Origin of the sequence: Bacillus sp. FH (genome assembly GCF_052216825.1) — a bacterium.
Classification (GTDB): domain Bacteria; phylum Bacillota; class Bacilli; order Bacillales; family Bacillaceae_G; genus Bacillus_A; species Bacillus_A paranthracis.
The window spans coordinates 1,265,487-1,291,765 of record NZ_JBQOUU010000001.1 but is presented as its reverse complement, the minus strand read 5'-3'; the positions used below and the strand labels follow the sequence as shown (position 1 = coordinate 1,291,765).

The 26,279-nt window shown below is 34.4% G+C and carries 33 protein-coding genes, 1 pseudogene and 2 riboswitches; of the genes and pseudogenes, 21 read left to right on the top strand and 13 right to left on the bottom strand.

Annotated features, from left to right (window positions below; genetic code table 11):
* Window positions 1-176: 176 nt before the first annotated feature.
* Window positions 177-794, bottom strand: coding sequence for a nitroreductase family protein (locus tag ACTT1L_RS06770; protein WP_000180604.1), 618 nt, complete (start codon window positions 792-794; stop codon window positions 177-179).
* Window positions 795-1,126: 332 nt separating this feature from the next.
* Here ACTT1L_RS06770 and ACTT1L_RS06765 point away from each other — a divergent pair, with 332 nt between their 5' ends.
* The 4 genes from ACTT1L_RS06765 (at window position 1,127) to ACTT1L_RS06750 (ending at window position 4,870) form a co-directional block, all read left to right on the top strand.
* Window positions 1,127-2,419 carry a GGDEF domain-containing protein gene (locus tag ACTT1L_RS06765; protein WP_001023204.1) on the top strand — a complete coding sequence of 431 codons (1,293 nt, stop codon included), beginning with the start codon at window positions 1,127-1,129 and terminating at the stop codon, window positions 2,417-2,419.
* A 93-nt stretch (window positions 2,420-2,512) separates the two neighbouring features.
* Entirely contained in the window at window positions 2,513-3,649 is a 1,137-nt protein-coding gene (locus tag ACTT1L_RS06760) for a serine hydrolase (RefSeq protein WP_442821962.1), read from the top strand.
* A gap of 4 nt (window positions 3,650-3,653) precedes the next feature.
* Window positions 3,654-4,532, top strand: a complete 879-nt coding sequence (locus tag ACTT1L_RS06755) for an NAD(P)-dependent oxidoreductase (RefSeq protein ID WP_000681095.1) — start codon at window positions 3,654-3,656, stop codon at window positions 4,530-4,532.
* 5 nt (window positions 4,533-4,537) lie between these two features.
* On the top strand, window positions 4,538-4,870 hold the full coding sequence (locus tag ACTT1L_RS06750; RefSeq protein WP_000365613.1) for a DUF3909 family protein: 333 nt from the start codon (window positions 4,538-4,540) through the stop codon (window positions 4,868-4,870).
* A gap of 38 nt (window positions 4,871-4,908) precedes the next feature.
* On the opposite strand, the gene ACTT1L_RS06745 is transcribed toward ACTT1L_RS06750, so the two are convergent.
* The 6 genes from ACTT1L_RS06745 to ACTT1L_RS06720 all read right to left on the bottom strand — a co-directional run bounded on the left by ACTT1L_RS06745 (window position 4,909) and on the right by ACTT1L_RS06720 (window position 9,926).
* Window positions 4,909-5,184 (bottom strand): hypothetical protein, encoded by a 276-nt coding sequence (locus tag ACTT1L_RS06745; protein WP_000054669.1) that lies wholly within the window; start codon window positions 5,182-5,184, stop codon window positions 4,909-4,911.
* Window positions 5,185-5,487: 303 nt separating this feature from the next.
* Window positions 5,488-6,000, bottom strand: a complete 513-nt coding sequence (locus ACTT1L_RS06740) for a 1,2-dihydroxy-3-keto-5-methylthiopentene dioxygenase (protein WP_000057311.1) — start codon at window positions 5,998-6,000, stop codon at window positions 5,488-5,490.
* Window positions 5,978-6,616, bottom strand: a complete 639-nt coding sequence (locus tag ACTT1L_RS06735; RefSeq protein WP_000811326.1) for a methylthioribulose 1-phosphate dehydratase — start codon at window positions 6,614-6,616, stop codon at window positions 5,978-5,980. The genes ACTT1L_RS06740 and ACTT1L_RS06735 overlap by 23 nt, the downstream gene beginning before the upstream one ends.
* The gene (gene mtnX / locus ACTT1L_RS06730; protein ID WP_000027458.1) at window positions 6,613-7,272 is read right to left on the bottom strand and encodes a 2-hydroxy-3-keto-5-methylthiopentenyl-1-phosphate phosphatase; all 660 of its coding nucleotides are present in this window, start codon (window positions 7,270-7,272) and stop codon (window positions 6,613-6,615) included. Before mtnX ends, ACTT1L_RS06735 begins: the two co-directional genes overlap by 4 nt.
* Complete coding sequence (gene mtnW, locus ACTT1L_RS06725; protein WP_000014190.1) at window positions 7,269-8,513, bottom strand: 2,3-diketo-5-methylthiopentyl-1-phosphate enolase; 1,245 nt, start codon at window positions 8,511-8,513, stop codon at window positions 7,269-7,271. Before mtnW ends, mtnX begins: the two co-directional genes overlap by 4 nt.
* Window positions 8,514-8,577: 64 nt before the next feature.
* Window positions 8,578-8,683, bottom strand: a riboswitch (SAM riboswitch).
* Window positions 8,684-8,747: 64 nt separating this feature from the next.
* A complete protein-coding gene (locus ACTT1L_RS06720) occupies window positions 8,748-9,926 on the bottom strand; it encodes a pyridoxal phosphate-dependent aminotransferase (protein ID WP_442821834.1) in 1,179 nt (392 codons plus the stop codon).
* A gap of 14 nt (window positions 9,927-9,940) precedes the next feature.
* On the opposite strand from ACTT1L_RS06720, the gene ACTT1L_RS06715 reads away from it, so the two are divergent.
* The 4 genes from ACTT1L_RS06715 to ACTT1L_RS06700 all read left to right on the top strand — a co-directional run bounded on the left by ACTT1L_RS06715 (window position 9,941) and on the right by ACTT1L_RS06700 (window position 13,579).
* Window positions 9,941-10,804, top strand: coding sequence for a carbon-nitrogen family hydrolase (locus tag ACTT1L_RS06715; protein WP_163072837.1), 864 nt, complete (start codon window positions 9,941-9,943; stop codon window positions 10,802-10,804).
* Between the two features lie 72 nt (window positions 10,805-10,876).
* Window positions 10,877-11,018: riboswitch (SAM riboswitch) on the top strand.
* A 91-nt stretch (window positions 11,019-11,109) separates the two neighbouring features.
* On the top strand, window positions 11,110-12,291 hold the full coding sequence (gene mtnK, locus ACTT1L_RS06710; RefSeq protein ID WP_000542705.1) for an S-methyl-5-thioribose kinase: 1,182 nt from the start codon (window positions 11,110-11,112) through the stop codon (window positions 12,289-12,291).
* Entirely contained in the window at window positions 12,288-13,343 is a 1,056-nt protein-coding gene (mtnA, locus tag ACTT1L_RS06705; protein ID WP_000109054.1) for an S-methyl-5-thioribose-1-phosphate isomerase, read from the top strand. Before mtnK ends, mtnA begins: the two co-directional genes overlap by 4 nt.
* A gap of 74 nt (window positions 13,344-13,417) precedes the next feature.
* Window positions 13,418-13,579, top strand: a complete 162-nt coding sequence (locus ACTT1L_RS06700) for a YvrJ family protein (protein ID WP_000393331.1) — start codon at window positions 13,418-13,420, stop codon at window positions 13,577-13,579.
* A 30-nt stretch (window positions 13,580-13,609) separates the two neighbouring features.
* Here the strand turns inward: ACTT1L_RS06700 and ACTT1L_RS06695 are convergent, their stop codons facing one another.
* Window positions 13,610-14,386, bottom strand: a complete 777-nt coding sequence (locus tag ACTT1L_RS06695; RefSeq protein WP_000258438.1) for a 3-hydroxybutyrate dehydrogenase — start codon at window positions 14,384-14,386, stop codon at window positions 13,610-13,612.
* Between the two features lie 195 nt (window positions 14,387-14,581).
* Between ACTT1L_RS06695 and ACTT1L_RS06690 the strand changes: the two genes are divergently transcribed.
* From ACTT1L_RS06690 to ACTT1L_RS06670, 5 genes and pseudogenes are all read left to right on the top strand, one after another.
* Window positions 14,582-14,914: a PadR family transcriptional regulator gene (locus ACTT1L_RS06690; RefSeq protein WP_000107963.1), complete on the top strand. Its 333-nt coding sequence runs from the start codon at window positions 14,582-14,584 to the stop codon at window positions 14,912-14,914.
* Window positions 14,914-15,681, top strand: a complete 768-nt coding sequence (locus ACTT1L_RS06685) for a DUF1129 domain-containing protein (RefSeq protein ID WP_000950449.1) — start codon at window positions 14,914-14,916, stop codon at window positions 15,679-15,681. Before ACTT1L_RS06690 ends, ACTT1L_RS06685 begins: the two co-directional genes overlap by 1 nt.
* Window positions 15,682-15,694: 13 nt before the next feature.
* Window positions 15,695-16,456: a DUF1129 domain-containing protein gene (locus tag ACTT1L_RS06680; protein WP_061132244.1), complete on the top strand. Its 762-nt coding sequence runs from the start codon at window positions 15,695-15,697 to the stop codon at window positions 16,454-16,456.
* A 22-nt stretch (window positions 16,457-16,478) separates the two neighbouring features.
* Window positions 16,479-17,144 (top strand): DUF1129 domain-containing protein, encoded by a 666-nt coding sequence (locus ACTT1L_RS06675; protein WP_000951074.1) that lies wholly within the window; start codon window positions 16,479-16,481, stop codon window positions 17,142-17,144.
* Between the two features lie 60 nt (window positions 17,145-17,204).
* A pseudogene (locus ACTT1L_RS06670) lies at window positions 17,205-17,375 on the top strand (DNA-binding protein); the annotation flags it as partial.
* A gap of 15 nt (window positions 17,376-17,390) precedes the next feature.
* Here the strand turns inward: ACTT1L_RS06670 and ACTT1L_RS06665 are convergent.
* Window positions 17,391-18,008: an ImmA/IrrE family metallo-endopeptidase gene (locus ACTT1L_RS06665; RefSeq protein WP_000371612.1), complete on the bottom strand. Its 618-nt coding sequence runs from the start codon at window positions 18,006-18,008 to the stop codon at window positions 17,391-17,393.
* Between the two features lie 160 nt (window positions 18,009-18,168).
* On the opposite strand from ACTT1L_RS06665, the gene ACTT1L_RS06660 reads away from it, so the two are divergent.
* From ACTT1L_RS06660 to ACTT1L_RS06650, 3 genes are all read left to right on the top strand, one after another.
* Window positions 18,169-18,462 (top strand): DUF3928 family protein, encoded by a 294-nt coding sequence (locus ACTT1L_RS06660; protein WP_000288327.1) that lies wholly within the window; start codon window positions 18,169-18,171, stop codon window positions 18,460-18,462.
* A gap of 108 nt (window positions 18,463-18,570) precedes the next feature.
* Window positions 18,571-19,020, top strand: a complete 450-nt coding sequence (locus tag ACTT1L_RS06655) for an NUDIX hydrolase (protein ID WP_071741819.1) — start codon at window positions 18,571-18,573, stop codon at window positions 19,018-19,020.
* Window positions 19,021-19,159: 139 nt separating this feature from the next.
* A complete protein-coding gene (locus tag ACTT1L_RS06650; protein WP_000552083.1) occupies window positions 19,160-20,335 on the top strand; it encodes an acetyl-CoA C-acetyltransferase in 1,176 nt (391 codons plus the stop codon).
* 30 nt (window positions 20,336-20,365) lie between these two features.
* On the opposite strand, the gene ACTT1L_RS06645 is transcribed toward ACTT1L_RS06650, so the two are convergent.
* The gene (locus ACTT1L_RS06645; RefSeq protein ID WP_061132246.1) at window positions 20,366-21,091 is read right to left on the bottom strand and encodes an AAA family ATPase; all 726 of its coding nucleotides are present in this window, start codon (window positions 21,089-21,091) and stop codon (window positions 20,366-20,368) included.
* Between the two features lie 10 nt (window positions 21,092-21,101).
* Window positions 21,102-21,371 carry a hypothetical protein gene (locus ACTT1L_RS06640; protein ID WP_076875766.1) on the bottom strand — a complete coding sequence of 90 codons (270 nt, stop codon included), beginning with the start codon at window positions 21,369-21,371 and terminating at the stop codon, window positions 21,102-21,104.
* 148 nt (window positions 21,372-21,519) lie between these two features.
* Here ACTT1L_RS06640 and ACTT1L_RS06635 point away from each other — a divergent pair, with 148 nt between their 5' ends.
* Together ACTT1L_RS06635 and ACTT1L_RS06630 are read left to right on the top strand one after the other, a co-directional pair.
* The gene (locus tag ACTT1L_RS06635) at window positions 21,520-22,248 is read left to right on the top strand and encodes a DUF4184 family protein (protein ID WP_086707940.1); all 729 of its coding nucleotides are present in this window, start codon (window positions 21,520-21,522) and stop codon (window positions 22,246-22,248) included.
* A 36-nt stretch (window positions 22,249-22,284) separates the two neighbouring features.
* Entirely contained in the window at window positions 22,285-23,049 is a 765-nt protein-coding gene (locus ACTT1L_RS06630; RefSeq protein ID WP_000973892.1) for a hypothetical protein, read from the top strand.
* A gap of 46 nt (window positions 23,050-23,095) precedes the next feature.
* On the opposite strand, the gene ACTT1L_RS06625 is transcribed toward ACTT1L_RS06630, so the two are convergent.
* Entirely contained in the window at window positions 23,096-23,527 is a 432-nt protein-coding gene (locus tag ACTT1L_RS06625) for a DUF3997 domain-containing protein (RefSeq protein WP_000758783.1), read from the bottom strand.
* Between the two features lie 132 nt (window positions 23,528-23,659).
* Between ACTT1L_RS06625 and ACTT1L_RS06620 the strand changes: the two genes are divergently transcribed.
* From ACTT1L_RS06620 to ACTT1L_RS06610, 3 genes are all read left to right on the top strand, one after another.
* Window positions 23,660-24,115 (top strand): RDD family protein, encoded by a 456-nt coding sequence (locus ACTT1L_RS06620; RefSeq protein WP_048550602.1) that lies wholly within the window; start codon window positions 23,660-23,662, stop codon window positions 24,113-24,115.
* Between the two features lie 174 nt (window positions 24,116-24,289).
* Window positions 24,290-24,388, top strand: a complete 99-nt coding sequence (locus ACTT1L_RS06615; protein ID WP_000145657.1) for a hypothetical protein — start codon at window positions 24,290-24,292, stop codon at window positions 24,386-24,388.
* A 64-nt stretch (window positions 24,389-24,452) separates the two neighbouring features.
* Window positions 24,453-24,962, top strand: a complete 510-nt coding sequence (locus ACTT1L_RS06610; RefSeq protein ID WP_000218426.1) for an SDR family NAD(P)-dependent oxidoreductase — start codon at window positions 24,453-24,455, stop codon at window positions 24,960-24,962.
* 55 nt (window positions 24,963-25,017) lie between these two features.
* Here ACTT1L_RS06610 and ACTT1L_RS06605 read toward each other — a convergent pair whose 3' ends face one another.
* Window positions 25,018-26,118, bottom strand: coding sequence for an ABC transporter ATP-binding protein (locus tag ACTT1L_RS06605; protein WP_000818923.1), 1,101 nt, complete (start codon window positions 26,116-26,118; stop codon window positions 25,018-25,020).
* Window positions 26,119-26,279 lie beyond the last annotated feature (161 nt).

Genomic DNA, 26,279 nt, shown 5'->3' with positions numbered 1-26,279 from the left:
TATGTGAATAGCATGAAATTTACTGTTTTTTATGTGTGGATGTCGAATCATACATTTTAGTATTACGGATGTGTGACAGAATAAAAAAGAAACGAAGGTAATGAAATTACCTTCGTTTCTTTTTTATTCGTATGAAAGGGCAGTAAGACCCTCACACTGATTCAAGTTTCGCTTTATTATTTTGCCCATTCACTCACTTGTTCTACGCTCATTCGTGGTGCAGGATGGCCTTTTAAAGTTGATTCCCCAATTGTAATAAGCATAATTGGTACGTAGCGAGATGAAACATTGAATTCTTCTGTAAGTGCTTGTGGGTTGAAACCACCAATCGCACAAGTATCCCAGCCAGTTGCTTTAGCTGCAAGCATAAGTTGCATTGCTGCTAAAGATGCATTTGAAAAGGCTGCATCTCTTGGGAATTGCTCACGGGCATATGCAGACTCAATATTTTTAGCTAAGCGTTCTTTTGCTTCTTCTTTCATAAATCCTTGTTCTACAATTGGACCATAAACGGGTTCAACGTTTTTATAAGCTTCTAAATCACCTAAAATAGCGACTACAGCAGAAGCATCAAGAATTTGTTGTTGGTTATAAGCAATTGGATGTAATCGTTTCTGTACATCTTCACCTTGGAATACAAGGAATTTCCAATGCTGTAAATTCCAAGCGGAAGGTGCTTGAGCAGCTCCCTTTAAAATCTCGTGTAACTCTGTAGATGAAATTTCTTTCTCTGGGTTGAATGCACGTGTAGATGTGCGTTCATATAAAACATTAAAAAAGTTTTCGTTTGTCATTATATATCCTCCAAATTACATATCAAATTATGAAAAAAATACATGTAATATATTCTACTTACATTTTGTAAGTTATCGAATTTAAGAATATAATATCTTTATTTTAATTGTCAAGTTTTCAAGCGGAAGCTAGGGCATTCATACAAACGATACAATTCCTATAATCATACACTAAAAAAGGAATTTATAGAGTGAAAAAGCAAAGATAACATTCTCAATTAGCTTGTTAACATGTATCCCTCACTCATTAAAGTTTTTAGAGAACAGTTTTTTATAAAATGTTTGTGAGGAATTCTGTAGAACAAGATATATGAAGTGAGTGAAGACTAGTGATGAACATACTACATTTTTTATTAGAGAATACGGTTTTCCAAAATGTATTACAAGATCTTCAGTTAAATGTCCTTTATATAGAAAATGGATGCACACATCAACAAACGATAGAAAATATCCATCCAAAATGTATGTTTATAGCAAATAGTTTTGAAGAAGGAGAAGTATTATTTCAGAGGACTAAACCACATATTGTAATTATGTATGTAACAGATTTTTCTCAAATAAAATATATAAAGAATATGTATAATCCACAGAGTACATTTATTGTCATTTGGGATCAACAAATAACAAGCGAGTTTGCAGAGGTGCTTACGTTAGGAATACGTAATATTGTGATAGCCCCTGTGACTCCGCAAATGGTGTTAGAGGAAGTAAATAAAAGTTTATATCAGCTTTCTTTAGTGCGGCAAGTAAGTTTGCAACAAGAACTACTTCAAACGATGTTTGATTTTCGAAATGATCTATTATTTATAGTAGAAGACGATGAGATTGTTGATTGTAATACAAATTTTTTAGAGTTTTTCGGATATGAAAATTTGTTTGCTTATCGTGAGCAACATTTAGTATTTGCTGAACATCTTATTAGAGAAAATGGATACTATTCAACAACTCATGATATAACATGGTTAGATGATACATTATCATACGATAGAAGAATTAAGATGTCCAACTATGAAGGGGAAGTGTCAACTTTTTTATTGCGTGCGACACCATTGCCAGAAGATTTATCAAGATTTATTGTGAAGTGTACAGAGATTACCGAATTAGATGAAATCTATCAAGAACAAGAAAGACTTGCTATGATAGATTCGTTAACAGAGATTTATAATCGTTTGAAATTCCAACAAATACTCGAGGCAGAATGGGATAATGCGATGCGTAATAATGAAAACATAGCACTTATTTTATTTGATATAGATAATTTTAAAGCAGTAAATGACACGTATGGCCATGATTTTGGTGACTTAGCATTAATTGAGCTTGCAGAGCTCATGAAATCTAAAGTGGAGCAGCAACATGTATTTGCTAGGTGGGGAGGAGAAGAATTTATTATTTTAGTAACGAATACAGTAGAAAAAGAAGCATTTCAAGTTGCGGAATCATTACGATTTTTCATTGAAACAAAGCAATTCTCAGGAATTTCGAAATTAACAGCGAGCTTTGGAGTTGCATTATATGAAAAAGGGATTACAAGAGAAGAATTAATGCAACGAGCGGATATTGCATTATATGAAGCGAAAAAAAATGGGAAAAATCAAGTGTGTGTATATAGAAAAGAAAAAAAGTGATTTTTCGCAACAAATTGTTGCGATTTTTTTTTATTACTTGATAATAGAGTGTAGGGGGGATTTTGAACGAAGGAATTATGGAGGAACAAAATGATAAAAAAAAAAATAATGATGATAGTTTCAATATGTGCTTTAGTTTGTGGAGGAGTATACTATTTTCTCTATAATTCTAATATAAAGGAAAATAAAGAATTAACAACTAAGGTGAATCCTGCTGTTGAATCAGAAGTACAAGAGAATATAGAAGAAGAAAAAGAAAAGCAAATTGATTACGCTAGCATATCTCAAAAATTAGATCAATATTTAGCCGGAAAGCAATTCAATGGAACAGTTTTGGTAACAGATAAAGAGCATGTTATATTGAATAAAGGATATGGGTATGCTGATGTTCAAAATAAAATAGAAAATACGCCTCACACAAAATATCGTATCGGTTCTATTACGAAAACAGTTGTGGCTACATCTATTTTACAACTGCAGGATCAAGGTAAGCTAAATATTCAAGATAATGTAAATAAATATATTCCTTCATTTCCGGAGAATAAAAATATTACGTTATATCATTTATTAACGCATACCTCTGGTTTACCTGAACACGCAAAAGGCAATGTTAATGCTGCTTCCCGTTTACAGTTAATTAATTGGATTGGACGTCAAAATTTAGAATTTCCTGCAGGAACAGGTTGGAGATATACAGATTATAATTATATGGTGCTTGCCTATATAATAGAACATATATCGAAAAAACCTTTAGGAGATTATATAAAAGAAAATATATTTACAAAAGCAGATATGTATGAATCTGGTATGGGAAATATGGTACCTGGAGATAAAAATTTTACAAAGGGTTATGTGAAAAAAAATCAAGAGCTTGTACCGGCGCAGAAGGTAGGCATGGATTGGCTATATGGTTGTGGTGAGATGTATACGACAGTTGGAGATATGAAGAAATTAGACGAAGCAATTATAAATGGAAAACTTCTTTCTGAACAAAGTATACAAGCGATGTTTTCACCTTCACCAGAACGAAAATATGCATTTAGTTTTTACATATATCCGGATTATTTTCATAATCATGGTGTACTATCTGGTTGGAACACTTTCAATAATTTTAATAAAGAAAAAGGGACTTTTGTTATTTTATTTTCAAATGTGAAAAATAGTATGGATGATGACTTCAATAAAGATTTCCGAAAGATGGTAAGTGATTTATTAGAACAAAGGGGATGAGAAAATGAAACATAAAAATGTATCAATTGGTTTCATTGGTATTGGTGTAATGGGAAAAAGTATGGTGCGTCATTTCATGCAAGACGGTCATACAGTATATGTATATAATAGAACAAAATCGAAAACAGACTCTTTAGTACAAGATGGTGCAAATTGGTGTGATACACCGAAAGAGTTAGTAAAGCAAGTTGATGTTGTAATGACTATGGTTGGGTATCCACATGATGTAGAAGAAGTGTACTTTGGGATAGATGGAATTTTGGAGAATGCAAATGAAGGTACGATCGCAATTGATTTCACGACATCTACACCAACATTGGCAAAACGTATTAATGAAGCCGGTAAAAGTAAGAATGTATATACGTTAGATGCACCTGTATCTGGAGGAGACGTTGGTGCGAAAGAAGCAAGACTCGCAATTATGGTCGGTGGAGAGAAAGAAATATATGATAGATGTTTACCGTTATTTGAAAAACTAGGAACAAATATTCAGTTGCAAGGGCCTGCTGGAAGTGGACAACATACAAAAATGTGCAATCAAATTGCGATTGCTTCTAATATGATTGGAGTATGTGAAGCTGTTGCTTATGCAAAAAAGGCTGGATTAGATCCTGATAAAGTATTGGAGAGTATTTCAACGGGAGCAGCAGGTAGCTGGTCATTAAGTAATTTAGCTCCTCGAATGTTAAAGGGAGATTTTGAACCAGGTTTTTATGTAAAGCATTTTATGAAAGATATGAAGATCGCGTTAGATGAGGCTGAAAGATTACAATTACCAGTACCAGGTTTAAGTTTGGCGAAGGAATTGTATGAAGAGCTAATAAAAGATGGGGAAGAAAATAGCGGAACACAAGTGTTATACAAAAAATATGTAAGGGGGTAAATGAGATGGATCTTCAAAAATTTGATGAGATGATTGATACTGTACAAAGAGCAACATGTATACAAATTAATGAAAAACAAAAAGAAGCTTTTAAACAAAAATATGATTTTGAACCGAATTTCGAATATGGAAGAGATGAGAAAGGGCATTACGTTATTCGAACTTCAAAAAAGATGCTAGAAGAAATGGAATTTTATTTGGCATTGAAATATGATCGAGATGGAGTTGACCTTTACATGGAAGCGGAGATTGATGGCATATATCATGTATCTGTTAGCTATAGTGAAGACGCTTTGCACCTACAAGAATTGTTTCAATTTCTAGAAGAAAAAAAATAAAAGTCCTCATTTGAGGACTTTTATTTTTAATTTTGTAATTATAAGCTAGAAGCCCGGCGGCATCGTTCCATTGGGAATGGAATAACTTGCGCGATGTGATTAGGACCAAATTGTTTTGTACGAGCATGGCGTATTATATAAAATGCACACAGAATTGAAACAGGAATAGCACCGAACAACCCGAAAAATAAAGCGCTTACACAAGATGCAACAAAACCTAAAACACCAACTTCTAATTCTTCCATAATAGCTCCTAGAATAATAGGAAGTGCTCCACACGTAACCCCTAGTATAAGTGCGATAAGTAAACTCATGATTATCCCCCTCTGTTTGCGATATTTTTTCCTTCTTAGTTAATTGTAGTATATCATATATAAAACAGAATTTTCAGAAAAAATTCAAAAAAAGTTCAATAAATGTTCAAAAAGTATTAATAAATATACTTGAAAAATTGAAGGGAGAGATTGTACTGAAAAGAAGGAATAATACGGTTAGAACCATAAAAAATCAGGCTTATTTCAAAATGAAATAAGCCTGTTCCATAGGAGGATGTATATATGTAGAGTGAATAAAAGGTTGGAAAAGGGGGTCCAAGACCTTTTATTCAACTAACTACCTTAATAGATTGGAACCCAACCTTCAGTTGTAACAAAAATACGAATAGCTACAACTTGACGATCATCTTGCAAGGTAAAATAATGTCTTGCATTTTCAGGAACAGATATGAGATCGCCTGGCTCAAGTTCAACGTCAAAGAATGTCCCATCTTTTCCTTCAATGGCAAAGATGCCATGACCACTAACAATAAAGCGAACTTCATCATCAGTATGATGGTGTTCTTTTTGAAAATTAATTAATAATTCGTCAAGGTTAGGTGTGCTATTTGAAAGTGAAATTACATCATGTGCTTTATAACCTCGGCGTGCTGAAACATCAGCAATTTCTTTTGAAAACACAGCTAATATTTCAGCTTTGTTTTCATCTGTTAATGAGTAATTTTCTTTTAAATGAGTAGGAAGTTTGGAAATATTCCATTTCTCATATAAAACGCCTTCCTCTTGTAGAAATTTAGATACTTCCACTTCATTTTCAATGCGAGTATTTACTTCATGAATACGAATTTGCGCCATTAGAAACGCCTCCTTGAATTGATAATAGTTTTATATGAAATTGGAATAAAAACTCATAAGCTTCTAATCTTTTCTTTGCATCAAAGCTATCTCGGCCCCATACGGTAATACCATGGTTACGGATTAATACTGCCCCCGAATCTCCCTGTATATGCTTGCGGAAGTTTTCTCCAAGCGTTGGGATATGAGCATGGTTTTCGATAATAGGAATGTGAATTGTTGCATCTTCTTCCCAAATATCGAGAGCTTTAATAATTTCTTGATTTTGAAGTGTGACTGCATCACTATATAAATTTGTGATAACATTGTTATCAGTTGTATGAACATGAAGGACACACCCAGCATTCGTATTGTTATAAATATGTGTATGCAAGATTGTTTCTGCTGAAGGGCGTAATTCAGTCTCTAATACGGGAACCCCTAGATGATCTACTAGTAGAAAGTCATCTGGAGTCGTTTTTGTTTTATCTTTACCGCTTGCTGTAATGAGAAAAGTGAGTGGTTCATGACTAACCTTTATAGAAATATTACCACTCGTTGCTGGAAACCAATTTCGTGTTGTTAATTCTTTTTTTATCTCGCTTAAGTCATACCATTGACGAAAAAGTTGTTTCATAATTTCACCTCCAACAAATGTTTTAATTCAGTTTGAACATCGTGAAACGTTTCAAATGCTGTATAAGAAATATGATTTTCTTCGCATTTTGTAATAAGGAAATCACGAGCGAACACTTTATCCGCTTGTTTCGCAGCTTGTAAATCGGTAATTGAATCTCCAATTACAATATGGAAGTCATTCGTATCACTCAATTTACGGATGAGTGATGATTTACATAATCCGCAATGATTTTGACAAAGACGATCACAAGGATGAGGCCAATTCACCGTAATGTATTCATTTGAAAAATCTGTTTCATTACAGTAAATTTGCTCTTTTGGAATGAGTCCTTGTAAGAGTGGATAGACGAAGAAATCCATTCCACCTGATATAACATAAAAGGAAATATTGTTTTCATTTACAAATTGTATAAATTCATGAAAACCGTTACGAATTTCAGCAGTCTCTATTAAAAATTGAATAATTTCATCGTGCAGATTAGTAGGTATGAATTGAAATAATTGAGAAACACCTTCTTGAATAGATAGCTCTTGTGATAAAATTTTATTCTTTACTTCTTCAGCTTCTGGTGGTGCGAATTTTTCCATAATGGACATAATGTTATCATTATTTGTAATCGTGCCATCGAAATCACAAAATACTTGAATACTCATAATTTCACCTCATGAGAGGGATTTCCCCATATTTGTAGTGCGCTATGCAAATTTATGTCATCTACTTCATGGAGTGGTTTATTTTGCAAAGTAGCATCAATTGCAGCACGGAAAGCTTTACCGCCGCCCTGCGCCCCATTTGGATGTCCATGTATTCCGCCACCAGCATTAATAACAACATCTTTACCGAAATCTCGTACAATAAAGGGAACGAAACCAGGATGAATACCAGCAGACGGAACAGAAAAGCTCTTCTTGAAAAATACATCGTCTTCAGTTAAATATTTTGAGATAGCAAGAGCCTCCTCTTTTTCTAGCGCAACACTTCCGTATGGAGATGGGAATAATGAAAAGTCAGCCCCAGCATAACGTAGTAGCTTTCCAAGTAATAATGGTGATGAAACTCCATATAACTTGGATGCTGAATAAGCACCACTTACAGCAGGATGTGCCATAATAGGAACTGGGATTTCATCATCTTCTGCAAGTGATTGTAGTACATCTAGTCCGTAAGAGAATACGTTAAATAATAGAATATCGGCTCCAGCTTGCACTGCACGTTTCGCATTTTCTTTTAAATCAAAAGTTCGTCCTGTTAAATTTACGGCATATAACGTTTTATGTCCGTACGTTTCATATACGGATTGTAAAACTTCTTTTCCAGATATGATGCGTTTCGTAAGTGGTGTTAATGCATTTTCAAATAATATTTCATCATCTTTTACGATATCTACACCACCAATTGCTTGATCGCGTAATTGCGTTTTTAAATACCCAATATTTCGTCCAATCATTCCTTTAAAAATACTCATTAAAAGGGGACGATCATGTACTTGTAAAAGATTTCGAATACCATCTATCCCGAATTTTGGACCAGGAAAATGTTTTTTTAACTCGTCTGAAAAAGTTAAGTCAATTAATTTTACTTCGCCATCAAGGGATAGCTTTCCGAATGTAGTTGTTAAAATAGCTGGTAAATCTGGACTGAAATTTAATAACGGATATTCAATTTTAATAATCCCGCGTGTTACTTTTTTACGTAAATACGAATTGGTATGTTCATGTTCAGCTAATTCCTCAACATGAATGACGTTGCCTTTATGTTGTTTTAATTGTTCTTGCAATAAATGCGGCAAATGAGTCCAAGAGCCAATTGTTAAACCGAGTGCAATTTGTTCAGCTTTTTTTTCTAAGTTATGTGAATCATCATGGATTAAATATGTCGCTATAATTCCGCTCATTGTTATAACCTCCTAGTTAAATAAAAAAACCTCTCAGCTAAGGAGAGGTTTTTTTACAACCAGCTCCTTATCTGTCAGCGTAATGCTGCGAGAATTAGCACCGTGTCTACAATTGTAGATCGGTTGCCGGGTTTCGTCGGGCTCGTCCCTCCACCTGCTCTTGATAAGAAGTATTTAGAAATGTTTAAATTTTTAAGATAACTGAATTTTGTCAGATATTTTTCATGTTGTCAATTACTTTTTGAAAAAATTTAATTTATCGATTCGATTAATGGCTTCTCGTAATCTATCTTCTGTATGCAAGAGACCAACGCGGACGTACCCTTCACCATGCTCACCAAATCCAACACCAGGAGCAACTGCGACATGTGCTTTTTCTAGTAAAATATTAGAAAATTGCTCAGAAGTATATCCTTTTGGAACAGGAAGCCATGCAAAAAATGACCCTGTTGGAATGTCTACATTCCAACCAATTGAGTGACAAGCTGAAATAAGAGCGTTTCTTCGAGATTCGTAACTATTTACAAGGTCTATGACGCAAGACTGTGAACTTAATAGTGCTTCGCGGGCAGCATCTTGAATGGCACCAAAAATACTAACATACATATGATCTTGTAATAAGTTAATTGTTTCAATGACACTTTCATTCCCTACCGCAAAAGCGATGCGCCAGCCAGCCATATTGAAAGTTTTCGATAATGTGTAAATTTCGATTCCTGTATCTTTGGCACCATCTACTTGTAAGAAACTAACAGGTTTTTGACCATCGAATCCAATCGCACCGTAAGCAAAATCATGAACGACTAATATATTATGTTTATTAGCAAAATGAATGGTTTCATCAAAGAAATCTTTTGATGCAGTAGCACCGGTCGGATTATTTGGATAGTTTAAAAACATTAATTTTGCACGCTCGGCAATAGAGTTGTCAATTTTTGTATAATCTGGTAAAAACTTATTTTCTGCAATAAGCGGCATTGTTTCAAATTGTGCTTTCGCTAAAGCAACTCCTGATAAATAATCTGGATAGCCTGGATCGGGAACGAGAATTGTATCACCAGGGTTTGTAAAGCAAACTGGTAATTCTACTAATCCAGCCTTTCCACCAAACAATATAGCAACTTCAGTTTTCGGATTTACTACTACATCATATTCACGTTGATAGAATGTTGCCACGGCTTCTTTTAAGCTTTCATGTCCGCGAAATGGCGGATATTTATGATGAATGGTCTTTTCTGCAGCATCTTGCAAAGCTTTTACGATATGCTGCGGTGTTGGTTGATCTGGATTACCTTGACCTAGATTAATAACATCGTGACCAGCTGCTACAACTTTGTTAACTTTTGCAACAAGTGAAGCGAAAAATTGTGTTGGCAATGATGTTACTATCTCAGAAGGTTGAAATGATTTCATACTTTCCACCTCTTTTGAAAGTTGTTACAATTCTAGTGACAAATGATATAATCTTTCCAGTATTTTGTAAAGAAAAAAATAAGAATGGGGCTGAAAAAATGAAAGTCGCATGTATTCAAATGGATATTGTCTTTGGAGATGTAGAAAAAAATATTGAGAATGCTAAAAATAAAATAAGTGAAGCGATGAAAGAAAGACCAGATGTTATTGTTTTACCAGAACTATGGACAACAGGTTATGATTTAACGAGACTCTCTGAAATTGCAGATAGGGATGGATTGGAAACGAAAGAAAAGTTGATAGAATGGTCGAAACAATATGGTGTACATATTGTTGGTGGTTCTATAGCAAGGCAAACGGAACAAGGTGTTACAAATACAATGTATGTTGTAACGAATAAAGGAGAACTAGTCAATGAATATAGTAAAGTGCATTTATTTCAGCTTATGGATGAACATAAATATTTAATCGCTGGAAATCGTACTGGTGAATTTAAGTTAGATGATGTAGAGTGCGCCGGCACCATTTGCTATGATATTCGTTTTCCGGAGTGGATGCGCGTTCATACTGCTAAAGGTGCAAAAGTTTTATTTGTTGTAGCTGAATGGCCATTAGTTCGTTTAGCGCATTGGCGTTTACTATTACAAGCAAGAGCAGTTGAAAATCAGTGTTATGTTGTAGCATGTAATAGGGCAGGGAAGGATCCAAATAATGAGTTTGCTGGCCATTCTTTAATTGTCGATCCTTGGGGCGAAGTTGTTGTAGAAGCAAATGAAGAAGAATCAATTCTATTTGGAGAGCTTACATTCGAGAAAATTAAAGAAGTACGCAAAGGAATTCCAGTTTTTGCGGATCGACGTCCAGAATTATACAAATAAAATGTTGACAAGTGATTTTTATTCTTGGTATAGTCTTCAACATAAAGTTAAAAATTCTAAAAAATTATACAACTCTTATCAAGAGCAGGTGGAGGGATTTGGCCCGATGAAGCCCAGCAACCGACCGTAATACCATTGTGAAATGGGGCGTTTATGACGCCAAAAGGCACGGTGCTAATTCCAGCAGAAAGTAAAACTTTCTGGCAGATAAGAGGGGAGAAGATAAACTTCAAACCTCTTTCTTAGTGGAAAGAGGTTTTTCTGTGTTAGAAAAACCTCTGAATTAAAAAAAGGGGGAGAAGACGATGGGATATTATTCATTAACAGAAGTAACCGCTGTACAATATGCGAAAGAACATGGCTATTTTGAAAAGAAAGCAAATGTAGTTTGTCATGAAATTGGAGATGGAAATTTAAATTACGTGTTCAAATTAGATGATGGAGAGAAGTCTATTATAATAAAACAAGCACTACCATATGCGAAAGTAGTTGGTGAGAGCTGGCCGTTGTCTATAAAAAGAGCAACGATTGAAAGTAAGGCGCTGCAAATTTTTGCAAAGTATGTGCCGGAATATGTGCCGGTAGTGTATAGTCATGATGAAGAATTAGCGGTAACAATCATAGAAGACTTATCAAAATTAACTATTACAAGAAAAGGATTAATAGATGGAGAAGAGTATCCACTTCTATCCCAGCATATCGGTCGTTTTCTAGCGAATGTTTTATTTTATACTTCAGATTTTGGTTTACAGTCAGAAGAGAAAAGGGTACTAGAAGGTACATTTGTAAATCCAGACCTTTGCAAAATTACAGAAGATTTAGTGTTTACAGATCCGTTTGGGCATTACGATACGAATGATTATGAGTCGGAGTTACAATTGGCTGTAGATGAACTATGGAGTGATAAAACTTTAAAACTAAAAGTAGCGCAATATAAATATAAATTTTTAACGAGAAAAGAGGCACTCATTCATGGAGATTTACATACTGGAAGTATTTTTTCATCACCTTCTGAAACGAAAGTGATTGACCCAGAATTTGCAACGTACGGTCCATTTGGATTTGACATCGGGCAATTTATTGCAAATCTATTATTAAATGCTCTATCTAGAGAGGAAGAACAGAGAAGTGTGCTATTTTTCCATATTGAGAAAACATGGAGCTATTTCGTAGACACTTTTACGAAGTTATGGATTGGAGAAGGTGTAGAAGCATATACGAAAGAGAAACAATGGTTGCCGATTATTTTGCAAAATATTTTTACGGATGTGGTCGGATTTGCTGGATGTGAGCTTATCCGAAGAACAATTGGCTTAGCACATGTAGCTGATTTAGATGAAATAGCAAATAAAGAAACGAGAATTCAAGCTAAGAAACAAGCGTTATCCTTAGGTAGAGAACTAATAAAATATGAATCTAAAAACGCTGATATTCAACTGTTCCGAGCATTATTCCAACAGACAGTTTCTGGAGGGGTAAAAGCATGAGTACAGTTGTTACGATTCCGAGGTCTGTCAGTTGGAAAGGTGATGCCATTGCAGTATTAAATCAAACAAAGTTGCCGCATAGCACAGAATACAAAACATTAACGACGATTGAAGAGGTATGGAAAAGTATTGTCATGCTAGAAGTACGAGGAGCACCTGCAATTGGAATTGTAGCTGCATTTGGCTTGGCGCTTGCATCAAAAAAATATACTACTTTACATATTGAAGAATTTCAAAAGAAGTTTAATAGAGATTGTAATTATTTAGGGACGTCACGCCCGACAGCAGTCAATTTATTTTGGGCAATCGATCGTATGAGAGAATCTATTCAAGAAATTACTACAATAAAAGAAGCGCAAAAAATATTAGAAGAAGAAGCGCTTCGTATTCAGCAAGAAGATGAAGCGGTATGCCGAAGTATTGGAGAACATGCATTAACATGCTTTAAAGACGGTGATAACATTTTAACAATTTGTAACGCTGGCAGTATTGCAACTGCTAAATATGGTACTGCATTAGCACCGTTTTATATTGGGAAAGAAAAAGGTGTACATTTACATGCATATGCATGTGAAACGAGACCGGTTTTACAAGGCGGTCGCTTAACGACTTGGGAATTAAAACAGGCAGGTATTGATGTAACACTTATTACAGATAATACGGCAGCTCATGCTATTCAAACGAAAGAAATCAACGCAATTATTGTAGGAGCGGACCGAATTGTCGCAAATGGGGATACAGCAAATAAAATCGGAACGATGAATTTAGCTATATTAGCAAAGTATTTCGATATCCCGTTCTACGTTGCAGCTCCACTATCTACATTTGATATTACGAAACAAACAGGTGCAGAAATTGTTATTGAAGAAAGAGATGAAACAGAAGTTACGAAAATTTTTGGGAAACAGGTAACGCCAGTTGGAACTACTGTTTATAATCCTGCATTTGATGTAACACCGAATGAATTAATTACAGGTATTATTACTGAGCAAGGTATTATACGTGGAGATTATAAGCGAGAAATTGCATCATTGTTTGAAAAAACAAGCTAATACATAATAGCTTGTTTTTCTATGCCTAAATGTGTTCTTTTTTCTTATTTATATAATGAAAGGAGGAGAAAAAGATGGAAGAGTGGATCAAGATGATAGGTAATGTAGGGTTTCCAATTGTTGTAACATTATATTTACTTCATCGAATTGAAAGTAAATTAGATGGGGTAATTGTTGCAATAGAGAAGTTGCCACGGCAATTACTACAGTATGATGATCCTCGCGATAAAAAATAAAGTTTGCTCTTCGTGAGCAAACTTTATTTTTTATTGAGCAGTATAACCACCATCGATAACGACAGCTTGTCCAGTTATACCTTTAGCTTTTTCGCTCGCTAAAAACATCGCATAATCAGCAATCTCTTGTACTTGTAATAAGCGTTTTTGTGGGACAAGTGGATAAATGACATCCTCTAGAACATTTTCAAGTGGTACATTTCGTGTAGTGGCCAAGTCTTGTAATTGATTCCGTACGAGAGGGGTATCGACATAACCGGGACAAAGCGCATTAACAGTAATTCCGTGAGTAGCCCCTTCTAAAGCGGCAACTTTTGTTAATCCAATTACACCATGTTTTGCGCTATTATAAGCAGCTTTTCCAGCGAATCCAACGAGGCCATTAATGGAAGCTACATTAATAATTCGGCCATATTTTTGCTTTTTCATAATGGGAAAGGCATGCTTAACGGCGATAAAAGGAGCGATTTGCATAATTTTAATTAGTAGCTCGAATTTTTCGGTTGGAAAATCTTCAATTGGTGAAACGTGTTGCATGCCTGCATTATTAATTAATATGTCTAATGAACCGAAATGAGTAACAGTTTGAGAAATGGATGCTTCTATTTCTTCTTCGGATGTAACATCACATTTTAAGCCGATAGCTTGAAAGCCCTCTTTTTGTAGTTGTTCAGCAGCTTCTTTTGCACGTTCTTCAAGACGATCGGTAATAACAACTTTTGCCCCTTCTTTTGCAAAAGCGTTTCCCATTTCATATCCAATACCACTTGCAGCACCTGTTAAAAAAACAACTCGATTTGTAACCATGATGAAAAACATCCCTTCGTAATAAAGTTCTCATATTGCTCTATTTAGAGAGTGGATAAGAAAAATCCTGCAAAGATTTGGAAAAATATTGTTAGCTATCTTGTTTTGCAAAATAGTCTCTGCTATACTATTTTGTAAAGCAAGATACTTACGCTTATCTATCTTGTAAAACAAGATAGTAGGAGGATTTGAATTATGTCGACAAGTCAAATGCTGAAAGGGATTTTAGAAGGATGCTTACTTGCTATTATTTCTGAAGGTGAAATATACGGTTATGAAATGAGTGAGAAGCTAGCAAAGTATGGCTTTACAATGGCGAGTGAGGGAAGTATTTATCCGTTATTAATACGAATGCAAAAAGAAGGATTCATAAAAAGTGTAATGAAGGAATCCCCATCTGGTCCAAAACGGAAGTATTACACGTTAACAGAAGATGGCGAAGATGCACTGGATGAATTTATGGATCGCTGGGAAGCGATGCAAAGTAGTGTGGAACGTCTACTTGAAGGGAAGGGGAGAAGAAAATAATGCTATCAAATGAAGCACGAAAGTTTTTATTAGATATGAGGTTGTTTTTGACTGCAAAGAGTGTGAAAGAAAGCGATATTGAAAGCTTTATTGAAGACGCAGAACTTCATTTAATAGAAGGTGAGAGTAATGGAAAAAGCGTAGAAGAAATTTTCGGAAGCTCACCGAAAGAATACGCAAATGAACTTGTAAAAGTGATGGAAAGAGATAGACAGGAAACGTGGAAGCAAATTGGTTTTACAGTAATGAATATCGTATCGTTTTGGATTATTGCTTCTGTTCTAATAGTAAATAACGGACTATTACAGATGTCACTTATTCAGTGCGTTGGATATAGTTTGTCATTAATTTTAGTTGTGATAGGTCCTAATTTTCTACTTCGCAAAATGACTTTCGTAACAAGTTTTACAAAAACATGGTTTGCTATGTGGTCGTTAGTCATAATCGCACCAATGTTTCTAATAGGGGCTGTAACGATATTAGATGTGATTTATCCTACAAAAATGTTTATATTCACCCAAATGCAAAGTTATATATTAGCTGGTAGTATTTTCATCATTACAGTAGCAATAAATATATATTTTAATGGATGGTTTAAAAACTTATATTTAATCATCCCGCTTTCTATTATGTTAGTGTTTAAAACATTTACATCAGAAGACCTTGTTCCAATGTTATTTCAAATTATATGTTTATACGGAAGTTTGTTTATTTTAATTTTCCTTGAAATTATGATGAAGACGAATAGAAGAGAAGCGATTAAATAAGGGAGGGATTATCATGCAGATTTCTAAAGAAGGAGAAAAATTTTTAATTGATACGAAAGTGTATTTAATAACGAAAGGAATGAAAGAAGAAGATGTTGACGCTTTTTTAGAAGATGCAGAACTTCATTTAATTGAAGGTGAGAAAGAAGGGAAAACGGTAAGTGATATATTTGGTGATTCGCCAAAAGAGTATGCGGAAGAATTAGCGAAAGAGATGGAGAAAGATAAAGGCGGGAGTATAAAGAGTATTTTAGGAATGATAATTGGTATTGGCGGGTATTGGTTACTTACAAATATTTTATTTGAAAGCCCAAATCATGAATTTACATTAACGAATGTACAATTAATTGGATACCCAATTGTTTTAATGATTACGATTGTAGGAATTATATTTGCTTTTAAAATGTCATCATTTAAGAGTAAAATAAAAGAATTTAGCATTATTTATGTAGCAGCATTGCTACCGATTTTATTACTAGTATTATTAATGTTTATGAATAAATGGTATGGGACACCTGTATTACAATTAACGACTATACAAAGTTATATACTAGCTGGAGTTATCTTGTTAGTACTGTTAATTGGAGAAGCATACATACTTGGCTGGATTGGGATATTAACTGTTATTGTCCCGCTATTCATTATGTTTGTATTTAAAGGATTGGGAGAAAAAAGTCCATACATGGGAATGTTAGAATCTTTACTTCTGTATGGAAGTTTATATGTATTAATGCGATGGTCTTTCAAAAATGAGGAGAGAAAAAGTGTAAACTAGTAATTTGGAAGGAGGGAATGCGATGCTTTCTCAAGAGTCACGAGATTTCCTTGCAAATACAGGTACTTATTTAACGGCAAAGGGGATAAGTGAAAAAGATATTGAATCCTTTTTAGAAGATGCAGAATTGCATTTAACTGAAGGTGAAAAAAGAGGCAAGAATGTAGAGGATATATTTGGTGATTCACCAAAGGAATATGCAAATCAACTTGTAAAAGAAATGCAAGTTGATTATAAACGGAATTTAGGATGGCTAGCTACAGCTGTTATGAGTATATTATGCTATTGGACTATTCCAGATCTTTTATTTCGAAATTTAAATGAACCTTATACCATTTCTTTAATAGGATTAATCGGATATCCGGTTATCTTACTGTTAATGATTATGGGAGGGGTTTTATTTTTAAGAGGTGCTAGTTTTCAAAGGAGTATGTTGAAAAAAGGCTTACTGCTATTTGGAGCAGTAATACTCACTTATTTACCAATATTAATAATGTTCTTAAAGGGTTGGTACAGTTTTCCTTTATATGAACTCCCTCAATTAGGAAGATATTTAATTGGAGGAGTTATGCTATTGATAACAACGATTGTGAATGTTCGGTCTCTTGGTTGGATTGGTTTACTTGTTTTAGGAATCCCAATTTTTATGATATTTATGGTTGAACAAATAGTAAGAGTGTATTTCTAAGAAGAAGCTCTAGAAATACAAAGGATAATCATATTTGTATTTTATATTATAATATTGTGATATATTTTGTTCTTCGGTTTAATAGGAAAGTGGCTGCTCTGGATATGCAAAAAAATATTTCCAAAGAAATATTATATAGAGATTTTTAGAGTAATTGTATTTATGTTTAGTTGTATATTTGCATCCGTTGCAGCCGGAATGTGGTTTATTGATTGGAATCTATTGTTTTAAACAGTAACAAGGGCGTTACTGTTTTTTTCTTTGCAATAAAGAGCTTTGTAAAGAGAGAGCTTTTTGTTCGTTCGTTAATAGAGACTGAATATGGACATTTTCAGGGCGAGGGACGATCGGATACATAAGATTTGTTGGAGAAGGATGGTGCTCCGAGCCAGTTGGGGAATGAGGATCTGCGTGAGTAAGTTTTCCGTGAACACGTCTTGTAAATAAAATATGACCAATTTCATGAGCGAGCGTATATATATTTTTCATAGGAGCAGCCGAGTTTGTTAAAACGATATACCCTGTAAGTTGCTGTTGTTTTGCTAAAGAGTAGGCACAGGCAATTACTGCTGTTTCTTTGAAATAATCACTGCCAATATAACAAATGTAAAGGTCGCATTCAGGAGCTTCATTTACACAAGTTTGAAAAAAGGATGCTAATTTTTCCTGACTTTGAATAGAATCTTTATAACTAATTTCACGGTCAGAAAAACGAAAAAGTTCATTTAAAACAATTACTTCTTGAATTTGAAATGTAATGGGGTGCCAAATTGATTCTGCAACTGCTAAATCTTTTGCAATACGGTCATCAGAAATATCGGCGCCTGGCGTAATGCAAATACATATATTGACGTATGGATCCATAAGGAACACCTCAACTGAAAAAATTCTTTCTATAATATATGTTGGGAAAAGATCCTATGTATGGATAAACGCCTTGTTTATTACAAGTCGAAAAAATTTCATAGTTCTATAACATGGTTTGGCTGTCTTTTTGATATAGTAAAGGAAAGGGGGAGAATATATGTATACATTAAAAATCGTTTCAGACAGAGAAGCACTGTATCAATTTGCAAGTTATGTAAGAGTTGTACAAGGGGTGGAAGATGTATATGTAGAGGTGGGAGAACCTTTATATGAACATCCTTTAATGAAATTTTATGTACATATTAAGCTTGAGGAAACATATGAGCAACATAAAGCGTTACAAGAAATAGCAAGATTAGTAGAATTAGGGCGTTTTACATATGTCCATTATCGTAATGATGAAATAGAAGAAGCTTTTGAAGCTGTAAAATATGAAAGTTTTAAGAAATAAAGGTGAAAAAAGGGAGCGAAAGCTTCCTTTTTTTCTTTAAAATTACATCAACAAAAGGAGAAAAATTTTGTTATGATAAGGGAGGGTGAGGAAAGGAGAGTTTACATATTGGGGTATATTGAAGAGTTACGCAAAGTCGTTGGTACAAGGCCGCTTATTCTAGTAGGATCAGCAATTATTATCTTAAATGATAATCAAGAAGTATTGCTTCAATATCGTTCAGATACATATGATTGGGGTGTACCTGGTGGAGCGATGGAGCTAGGAGAAACGACAGAAGAAACTGCTCGTAGAGAACTATTTGAAGAGACGGGACTAAATGCGAAAATTATGCAATTTATCGGGGTTCTTTCGGGAAAAGAAGTGTACTTCCAATATCCAAATGGAGATGAAATTTTTAATGTCATTCATCTGTATCAGGGGCATCATGTGAGCGGGGAATTAAGGCTTGACTATGAAGGATTACAGCTTCAATATTTTCCGGTAGATAAGTTACCGAATTTGAATAAAACAACAGAGAAGATTTTACAAAAATTCCTATACGCATTAACAGAATAGAAGGTTAATTCCTTCTATTTTTATTATATTAAATATTTTGATTTTTTAGTATGTTTATAGTATGATAGTTGTAGACATACATCTTATGGAATTTCACCTAAAAACTGACTAGGGTACATAAGAGAGGGGCAAGTGCAAAATGCATAATGTTGTTATTACAGCTGCAGTTCGTTCGCCAATTGGAACTTTTGGGGGAGCGCTAAAAAATGTAACGCCAGTAGAATTAGCTGTTCCTGTACTTCAGGAAGCTGTAAAACGAGGCGGGGTAGAACCACACGAAGTTGATGAAGTGATTTTAGGTCATTGTATTCAAAGAACTGATGAAGCAAATACGGCAAGAACGGCTGCATTAGCGGCAGGATTTCCTGACACAGTTACGGGCTATACAATCCAACGCCAATGTTCTTCAGGTATGCAAGCAATTATGTCGGCTGCAATGCAAATTCAATTAGGTGTAAGTGAAGTTGTCGTTGCAGGTGGAGTAGAAGCAATGAGTTCAAGCCCTTATGCATTAAAACAACACCGCTGGGGACAACGCCTACAACACGGAGAAATTCGTGATACGGTGTGGGAAGTATTAGAAGATCCAATTCATCATATTATGATGGGGGAAACAGCGGAAAATTTAGTTGAACAATATGAAATTACAAGAGAGGAACAAGATGAAGTTGCGCTTCGTAGTCATACATTGGCATTGAAGGCAATCGAGTCTGGATACTTTGACGATCAAATTGTTCCTATTACAATAAAAGAACGTAGAAAAGAAGTAGTATTTTCAAAGGATGAACATCCACGTGCTGACATTACAGCAGAAAAATTAGCAGGATTAAAACCAGCTTTCCGTAAAGACGGATCTGTAACGGCAGGGAATGCATCTGGCCTGAATGACGGAAGTGCGGTTCTAGTATTAATGAGCGAAGAAAAAGCGAAAGAAAAAGGCTTACAACCGTTAGCTAGAATTGTTGGATATTCAGTAGCTGGAGTAGATCCAAAAATTATGGGTATTGGACCAGCACCAGCAATTCGTAAAGGGTTAGAAAAAGTAGATTGGTCATTAGAAGATGCAGATTTGCTGGAAATTAACGAAGCTTTCGCTGCACAATACTTAGCTGTAGAGAAAGAATTAGGTTTAGATCGTGAAAAGGTGAATGTAAACGGTAGTGGTGTAGGACTTGGACATCCAATCGGTTGTACAGGAGCTCGTATCACTGTAAGCTTAATTCATGAATTGAAAAGACGCGGATTAGAAAAAGGAATTGCCTCTCTATGCGTCGGCGGCGGTATTGGGGTAGCATTATTTATAGAAGCACTATAAAAAAAGAAGCAGCAATCGCTGCTTCTTTTTTTATGATTCAAATAAATGATGAAATAATCGATCACGATTTTCAAAGAAAAGTTTCGTCGTTTGGTAATGCTCAGTTTCTTCTAATGTGGATTCATGAATCCCTTCTTGTGTTAAAGAATATATAGTGGATTCGGGATAAGCCATTAAAATAGGAGAATGCGTTGCGATAACAAATTGTGAACCTTGTTCCGCTAGTTCATGCATTCGAATGAGCATAGAAAGTTGTCTCATTGGTGATAGAGCGGCCTCGGGCTCATCTAAAATGTATAAGCCTTGTCCTGAAAAACGATTCATAAATAAGGAGAAGAATGATTCACCATGGGATTGCTCGTGAAGTGAAACACCGCCATAAGATTTTATAGCATCTATTTCATCAATATAAGAAGCAACGTTATAAAATGATTCAGCACGAAGAAAGAAACCATCGTTTGGTGTATTGAAACTTTTGGAAATTCGAAGATGTTCATGTAAAGATGAATGTGAATCGTTTGTACTAAAACGGAAGTTTTTCGTTCCACCTTCTGCATTAAATCCTAAAGCAATTGCAATCGCTTCGAGTAATGTTGACTTCCCCGTTCCGTTTTCTCCAATAATGAATGTTACATTTGGATGGAAAGCTAGTGATTGTAATGTTCGAATAGCGGGTAAACAGTAAGGATATGCGGAGAAACTAGGGATATTTTCTTTTTTTAATGTGACATTTTGTAAAAAGGGTACGTCAATCAATATAGAAACCTCAATTCATAACGGATTTTGATTCTAAAAAAGCAGCAAATACAAGGGTAAGACAACTTGCAAATAGTATTGTATATTGAAGTGCGCCAAAGCCAAGACCTTCCCAGCCGAAAGTCATTCTCTTCCATATGAAAATAAAACGAATGCTTATAAAACCAACGAGAGCAGGTATATATTTTATAATTTTGTAGTGCTTCCATAGATAGAAGCCAATGTATGTACTTAAAAACAAGGTAAACAGAACAAGAAAAAAGACAAGTGTTAATGACACGTGAATCCCTCCTTATTTTCTGAATATTTTATGTGGATTATATCATTTAAACTATCATATTCCAATGTGAAAATAAATATTGCATGGAGATTATTCATGTCGTTATGATAGTATGTAATCTATTGTAATTATAAAAAGGAGTTAAAACATGCCGTTTACATTTGCACATCCAGCAGCAGTTCTTCCTTTTGCAAAAAAGTATTCTCAACATATTTCAGTAACGGCTCTTATATTAGGTAGTATGGCGCCTGACTTTGAATATTTCCTACACTTTAGACCGTATGGTGTAATTGGGCATACGTGGCTTGGATTCTTATATTTTAATTTACCACTCGTATTTTTATTAGCATACATATATCACTACATTTTAAAAAAGCCGTTTATAACACATTTACCTAAACCATTTGCTGGCTACTATACATATGCAGTAGATGAGAGGTGGGGGCTTTACACAAGGAAAGATTTCTTTGTATTTTGTTATTCAGCATTATTCGGTATGTTAACGCATGCTGTTTGGGATGCATTCACTCATAAGACAGGCTATTTTGTTATGAAAATACCATTATTGCAAAGAGAATGGTACGGTATCTCTGTTTATAAATATATGCAACATGGAAGTACATGTATTGGTTTTCTGTTATTAGTATACGTTTTATGGAAGTGTAGAAATGAAATGGGTAAAGACCTTATTTTAGCTTCGGAAAAAATAAAATATTGGATTTCGATAATTGTTGTGGCAGCTATTATATTTATCGTGCACGCGTTCGTAGATCCCTATTTTCATATTTTCCAAATAGGGGGTATAATAGTATCTGGACTGACAAGTTCGTTTTGTGGACTTCTCATTGTTTCTATAGTTTACAAAGCAAAGGACTAATTAATATTAATGAATGATAGTGTTAGGAGAAATTATATGATGAAAGCATGGAAAAGTATTTTTGTTTTATGTAGTTTTCTTCTTATGTTAAGTGGTTGCTTCCATCAAGAAGAAAAGAAAGCTGAACCGAAGAAGAAAGAATCTATTCCTGAAACAAAAGAATATGGTGGGCGTGAGCTGAAAAAAGTAGGACAAAAAGTGAAAGAAACAGGATGGGGTACTTTTAAATTAGAACAAATTCATTCTGTGAATCAAACATTTGAAGTAGCACCAATGAAAATTCACGTACAAGATGTGAAAGTAATCTCTTTATCGCAGATGAGTAAAGATGCAAAAAATACATTAAAAGTATATACGGCATTAACTCCTGAAGAAGTAAAGCGTAGATTAGGAGATAAAGTCAGTCAAGAAGATGCGGAGTTATATGCATCGCTAAGTGGTACAGAGATTAGTGATACGATTCGTTACGTTGAAATTACATATAAGGTGGAAAATAGCGGGAATAAAAATATACAATTTTTCTCTATGAATGATGTTGCGATTAATGATAAACAACATTTTAAAGTAGCAACGCAAAACTTTTTATATGATGAAGATACGCTCGTTGGTACAAAAAATGTATCAAGGGAAGACTATAAGCCTGGTGAAACAAGAGATGGTATTATCGGCCTAATACTTGATGATGGAAAAGAAAAGGTAAAGGATATTAAATTTACAACAGATAATGTAATCGCAGCAAATACAGAAACGCAAGATGTTGTAAAAGAGCCACAAACTTTTAACATCTCACTTTCTGAGTAAGTTGTTTTTAAATATATGCAAGAAAAAACAGTCAGCGCTCAAACTATTATGCTGACTGTTTTTTCTGTTCTTCTATGTATGAATCTACACTTTGAAAAGGTACCTTAATTTTAAACGCATCTTTTTGTTCATGAAATTGTTTTTCATTATAGGGGCCAAAACGTTTATTATGCTTTACGTCAATAATCCAATAATGCTCGCTTTTTTTATTTGCAATTGCTGCGTCAGGATTATTAGGATCTGACTTTTCCTCAGTTTGTTTTGCAATAATGTATTTATCATCCCAGGCTATGTCTGTAATTTTTGCAGGAATGTATTGTGTGGCATATACAGCATCTTGCGTGGGGAAAAGTTCAAATGCATTTCCAGAAGTACGTATGAGTTCGTATTCATCGTTAATCGTATATGTTATATGATTTGTATTTCCAGCACAACCGGCTAATAGGAATGCGACGAATAGGATTATCCATTTTTTCAATATGGGAACCTCCTTTACAATGCTGTTGTAACACATTGTACAAGAAAAGTAAGAGAAACGCTAGTTTACAATGTTTTTTAGAAGTGGTACGATGAGACGGGTAAAGAAGGATATGAAGGAGTCGACATAAAAATGAAGTTAAAGATGCATCGTCCAGCGCTTGTAATGAACCGCATAGGTGCTTCCCTAATTGACATGTTTTTAATCTCGGTTATGTATGGTGCAGTAGTAGCTGTTATGACTGGAAATTATAGTGCTATTTTTAATCGCTTTAATATTAGTTTTGGCGATTATAGATATGATCTTGCAGTAGTTTTTATATTAATGGCGATATATTTTATTTTGCTACCCTTTATTTGGAACGGTGTAACACTTGGTAAAAAGGTAACGAGAATAAAATTAATTTCATTGAAGAGTGAAAAGTTAACATTACAAACATTAACGATTCGATTTTTTGTATTGTTATTACCGAACATATTACTGCTTGGAATTCCGGTATTATGTAACGTATATATGATGTTATTCCGCAAAGATAATTGTGGTTTTCAGGACTTAATTACAAAAACGAAAGTGATAAGTCTTGTATAACAAAAAGAGACCTTTTTATGTAAAAAGGTCTCTTTTTGTTATACAAATATATTTTAATGGATATATAATAGGGAAAAAGTTAATCTATATCATTTTCGAATTTAATAGATTGAAAATTAAGAAAATGTTATAATGATTAAAATAATATGTTTATATAATAAGGGGGAAATTGAAGTGACTGGAGGTAGCGTAATCTTTTGGGGGATTTTAATTTTCATCGGTTTAGTTTTCGATCAGCGTAATAGTAAGAAAAAAGAAGGAGTAAAAAAGTAACCGTTTACAAATGAATAAGCAACTTTTCTTGCTTGCAGACTAATCTCATAAAGGAGTATACTGAATGACGGTAAGACTTATAGAAGGGGTAATGAAAATGAAGCTTGCAGGAAAAGTTGCTATCGTAACTGGCGGTGGCATCGGTATTGGACGTAATACAGCTCTTTTGTTGGCTAAACAAGGCGCAAAAGTAATTGTGACGGACATTGATCAAGAAAGTGGACAAGCAACAGTGGAGGAAATTACGAATCTAGGCGGAGAAGCACTTTTTGTATCCTATAATATGGAAAAACAAGGAGATTGGCAACGCGTAATCAGCATTACTTTGAATGCATTCAGTCGCATTGATATGCTTTTTCAAAATGCTGGTTTATATAAAATAGATTCTATATTTTCACGCCAACAAGAGAACGATTCCAATGTACTTTGTATTAATGACGTATGGATAGAGATAAAACAATTAACGTCATCTTTTATGAAACAGCAAGAAGAAGTGGTGCTAAGTGACTTACCGATTTTCGGTATTATTAGCACGAAAGGACAATCATTTCATACAGTAGAAGCCCTCGTATAATAGTGAAAACCGCCCTCAATATATGTGGACGGTTTTTTTGTATGAAAATTATTTTTTAACGAATGCGTTGTTCGTTTTGACTATCAAAGAAATGCGCTTTATTCATATCAAATGCTAGTTTAATTTGGTCACCAGGTGAAAATGTATGTCTTGCATCAACACGTGCTGCAAAATCTTGATTTCCAAGTTTCATATATAAAATAGATTCAGCACCTAATAACTCAGCAACTTCAATTTTTGTTGTGAAGGCAGTAGATTGTGAAGCTTCTAAAAATAATAGTTCATCATGAATGTCCTCAGGACGAATACCTAAAACAATGTCTTTATTTACATAGCCTTGTTCACGTAATATCTTCATTTTTCCTTCAGTTACTTTAATTTTTGCAGCATTGTCTATAACGAAATCGGTTTCAGTTAATTTACCACGGAAGAAATTCATCGCTGGAGAGCCGATAAATCCACCAACAAAAATGTTTTCAGGTGTTTCATATACTTCTTTTGGAGTACCGATTTGTTGAATTTTTCCGTCTTTCATAACAACAAGACGAGAAGCCATTGTCATCGCTTCAGTTTGATCATGCGTTACATAAATTGTTGTCGTACCAAGGCGGTGGTGTAACTTAGAAATTTCTGAGCGCATTGCAACACGTAATTTAGCGTCTAAGTTAGACAATGGCTCATCCATTAAGAACACTTTCGCGTCTCGAACGATTGCTCTCCCTAACGCAACACGTTGACGTTGTCCACCAGATAATGCTTTCGGTTTTCTATCTAAATATTGTTCCAGTCCTAAAATTTTTGCTGCATCTTTTACACGACGATCAATTTCATCTTTTGGTATTTTTCTAAGTTTTAATCCAAATGCCATATTATCATATACACTCATATGTGGATATAGGGCATAGTTTTGGAAGACCATTGCGATATCGCGATCTTTTGGAGGGACATCATTCATTAGCTTACCATCAATTGAAAACTCTCCTTTTGAAATATCTTCTAGTCCAGCAACCATTCGTAATGTTGTAGATTTTCCGCATCCAGAAGGACCGACAAATACGATAAATTCTTTATCTTGAATGTGTAAATTGAAGTCTGTTACAGCTGTTACATTATTATCATATATTTTATAAATGTTTTCTAATTTCAGTTCTGCCATGGTATTTCCCCCTAGAAATAATTATGCAAACGTTTTCTTTGAGTTCATTATAAACGAATAGATTCAAAAAATAAACAAAAAAATAAAACGTTTTCATATATTGGATAGTTATTAGTGATTTTCATATGTTTTCTTAGAAAAATAAGAATAAAAGTTGTAAG

Bases quoted from the DNA above. Each gene is read 5' to 3' on its own strand.
- ACTT1L_RS06770 (WP_000180604.1), bottom strand. From the start codon at position 794: ATGACAAACGAAAACTTTTTTAATGTTTTATATGAACGCACATCTACA.
- ACTT1L_RS06765 (WP_001023204.1), top strand. From the start codon at position 1,127: ATGAACATACTACATTTTTTATTAGAGAATACGGTTTTCCAAAATGTA.
- ACTT1L_RS06755 (WP_000681095.1), top strand. From the start codon at position 3,654: ATGAAACATAAAAATGTATCAATTGGTTTCATTGGTATTGGTGTAATG.
- ACTT1L_RS06750 (WP_000365613.1), top strand. From the start codon at position 4,538: ATGGATCTTCAAAAATTTGATGAGATGATTGATACTGTACAAAGAGCA.
- ACTT1L_RS06745 (WP_000054669.1), bottom strand. From the start codon at position 5,184: ATGAGTTTACTTATCGCACTTATACTAGGGGTTACGTGTGGAGCACTT.
- ACTT1L_RS06740 (WP_000057311.1), bottom strand. From the start codon at position 6,000: ATGGCGCAAATTCGTATTCATGAAGTAAATACTCGCATTGAAAATGAA.
- ACTT1L_RS06735 (WP_000811326.1), bottom strand. From the start codon at position 6,616: ATGAAACAACTTTTTCGTCAATGGTATGACTTAAGCGAGATAAAAAAA.
- mtnX (WP_000027458.1), bottom strand. From the start codon at position 7,272: ATGAGTATTCAAGTATTTTGTGATTTCGATGGCACGATTACAAATAAT.
- mtnW (WP_000014190.1), bottom strand. From the start codon at position 8,513: ATGAGCGGAATTATAGCGACATATTTAATCCATGATGATTCACATAAC.
- ACTT1L_RS06720 (WP_442821834.1), bottom strand. From the start codon at position 9,926: ATGAAATCATTTCAACCTTCTGAGATAGTAACATCATTGCCAACACAA.
- mtnK (WP_000542705.1), top strand. From the start codon at position 11,110: ATGGGATATTATTCATTAACAGAAGTAACCGCTGTACAATATGCGAAA.
- mtnA (WP_000109054.1), top strand. From the start codon at position 12,288: ATGAGTACAGTTGTTACGATTCCGAGGTCTGTCAGTTGGAAAGGTGAT.
- ACTT1L_RS06700 (WP_000393331.1), top strand. From the start codon at position 13,418: ATGGAAGAGTGGATCAAGATGATAGGTAATGTAGGGTTTCCAATTGTT.
- ACTT1L_RS06695 (WP_000258438.1), bottom strand. From the start codon at position 14,386: ATGGTTACAAATCGAGTTGTTTTTTTAACAGGTGCTGCAAGTGGTATT.
- ACTT1L_RS06690 (WP_000107963.1), top strand. From the start codon at position 14,582: ATGTCGACAAGTCAAATGCTGAAAGGGATTTTAGAAGGATGCTTACTT.
- ACTT1L_RS06685 (WP_000950449.1), top strand. From the start codon at position 14,914: ATGCTATCAAATGAAGCACGAAAGTTTTTATTAGATATGAGGTTGTTT.
- ACTT1L_RS06680 (WP_061132244.1), top strand. From the start codon at position 15,695: ATGCAGATTTCTAAAGAAGGAGAAAAATTTTTAATTGATACGAAAGTG.
- ACTT1L_RS06675 (WP_000951074.1), top strand. From the start codon at position 16,479: ATGCTTTCTCAAGAGTCACGAGATTTCCTTGCAAATACAGGTACTTAT.
- ACTT1L_RS06665 (WP_000371612.1), bottom strand. From the start codon at position 18,008: ATGGATCCATACGTCAATATATGTATTTGCATTACGCCAGGCGCCGAT.
- ACTT1L_RS06660 (WP_000288327.1), top strand. From the start codon at position 18,169: ATGTATACATTAAAAATCGTTTCAGACAGAGAAGCACTGTATCAATTT.
- ACTT1L_RS06650 (WP_000552083.1), top strand. From the start codon at position 19,160: ATGCATAATGTTGTTATTACAGCTGCAGTTCGTTCGCCAATTGGAACT.
- ACTT1L_RS06635 (WP_086707940.1), top strand. From the start codon at position 21,520: ATGCCGTTTACATTTGCACATCCAGCAGCAGTTCTTCCTTTTGCAAAA.
- ACTT1L_RS06630 (WP_000973892.1), top strand. From the start codon at position 22,285: ATGATGAAAGCATGGAAAAGTATTTTTGTTTTATGTAGTTTTCTTCTT.
- ACTT1L_RS06620 (WP_048550602.1), top strand. From the start codon at position 23,660: ATGAAGTTAAAGATGCATCGTCCAGCGCTTGTAATGAACCGCATAGGT.
- ACTT1L_RS06610 (WP_000218426.1), top strand. From the start codon at position 24,453: ATGACGGTAAGACTTATAGAAGGGGTAATGAAAATGAAGCTTGCAGGA.
- ACTT1L_RS06605 (WP_000818923.1), bottom strand. From the start codon at position 26,118: ATGGCAGAACTGAAATTAGAAAACATTTATAAAATATATGATAATAAT.